At 63.7% G+C, this 1,758-nt stretch carries 1 rRNA gene; it reads left to right on the top strand.

The annotated features are described in order from the left end of the window. Window positions 1-227: 227 nt before the first annotated feature. Window positions 228-1,733: ribosomal RNA gene (locus ACTQ05_RS09430) — 16S ribosomal RNA — on the top strand. Window positions 1,734-1,758 lie beyond the last annotated feature (25 nt).

The raw sequence follows: 1,758 nt of genomic DNA, 5'->3' as shown, positions 1-1,758 counted from the left end.
GGCGTGCACCTTGAGAACCGGATACTGCGAGGATGGACACACCAGATGTGTCGCATCCGGGCAGACATCGAACCATTTGAAATGGTCTGACTTGGATTCGTTTTTCGCAAGGCCGCCGAGAGGCGGCCCCGAGAAATTCCTTTTCCTATCAAACAGAACCATATGAATCGAACGGAACCGATCAGCGATGACTGAGAGGACCGGACGGGCTCGAGGCCCATTTACTTTGGACGGAGAGTTCGATCCTGGCTCAGGATGAACGCTGGCGGCGCGCCTAACACATGCAAGTCGAACGGCACCCACCTCCGGGTGGAAGCGAGTGGCGAACGGCTGAGTAACACGTGGAGAACCTGCCCCCTCCCCCGGGATAGCCGCCCGAAAGGACGGGTAATACCGGATACCCCCGGGTGCCGCATGGCGCCCGGGCTAAAGCCCCGACGGGAGGGGATGGCTCCGCGGCCCATCAGGTAGACGGCGGGGTGACGGCCCACCGTGCCGACAACGGGTAGCCGGGTTGAGAGACCGACCGGCCAGATTGGGACTGAGACACGGCCCAGACTCCTACGGGAGGCAGCAGTGGGGAATCTTGCGCAATGGGGGCAACCCTGACGCAGCGACGCCGCGTGCGGGACGGAGGCCTTCGGGTCGTAAACCGCTTTCAGCAGGGAAGAGACGAGACTGTACCTGCAGAAGAAGCCCCGGCTAACTACGTGCCAGCAGCCGCGGTAATACGTAGGGGGCGAGCGTTATCCGGATTCATTGGGCGTAAAGCGCGCGTAGGCGGCCCGGCAGGCCGGGGGTCGAAGCGGGGGGCTCAACCCCCCGAAGCCCCCGGAACCTCCGCGGCTTGGGTCCGGTAGGGGAGGGTGGAACACCCGGTGTAGCGGTGGAATGCGCAGATATCGGGTGGAACACCGGTGGCGAAGGCGGCCCTCTGGGCCGAGACCGACGCTGAGGCGCGAAAGCTGGGGGAGCGAACAGGATTAGATACCCTGGTAGTCCCAGCCGTAAACGATGGACGCTAGGTGTGGGGGGACGATCCCCCCGTGCCGCAGCCAACGCATTAAGCGTCCCGCCTGGGGAGTACGGCCGCAAGGCTAAAACTCAAAGGAATTGACGGGGGCCCGCACAAGCAGCGGAGCATGTGGCTTAATTCGAAGCAACGCGAAGAACCTTACCAGGGCTTGACATATGGGTGAAGCGGGGGAGACCCCGTGGCCGAGAGGAGCCCATACAGGTGGTGCATGGCTGTCGTCAGCTCGTGTCGTGAGATGTTGGGTTAAGTCCCGCAACGAGCGCAACCCCCGCCGCGTGTTGCCATCGGGTGATGCCGGGAACCCACGCGGGACCGCCGCCGTCAAGGCGGAGGAGGGCGGGGACGACGTCAAGTCATCATGCCCCTTATGCCCTGGGCTGCACACGTGCTACAATGGCCGGTACAGAGGGATGCCACCCCGCGAGGGGGAGCGGATCCCGGAAAGCCGGCCCCAGTTCGGATTGGGGGCTGCAACCCGCCCCCATGAAGTCGGAGTTGCTAGTAATCGCGGATCAGCATGCCGCGGTGAATGCGTTCCCGGGCCTTGTACACACCGCCCGTCACACCACCCGAGTCGTCTGCACCCGAAGTCGCCGGCCCAACCGAGAGGGGGGAGGCGCCGAAGGTGTGGAGGGTGAGGGGGGTGAAGTCGTAACAAGGTAGCCGTACCGGAAGGTGCGGCTGGATCACCTCCTTTCTAGGGAGATACATTCTTAGAGAGA

This window comes from Collinsella sp. LCP21S3_A9 (assembly GCF_052118785.1).
Classification (GTDB): domain Bacteria; phylum Actinomycetota; class Coriobacteriia; order Coriobacteriales; family Coriobacteriaceae; genus Collinsella.
Note: the sequence above shows the minus strand (reverse complement) of the source record. Positions and strands in the feature narration are given on the sequence as shown.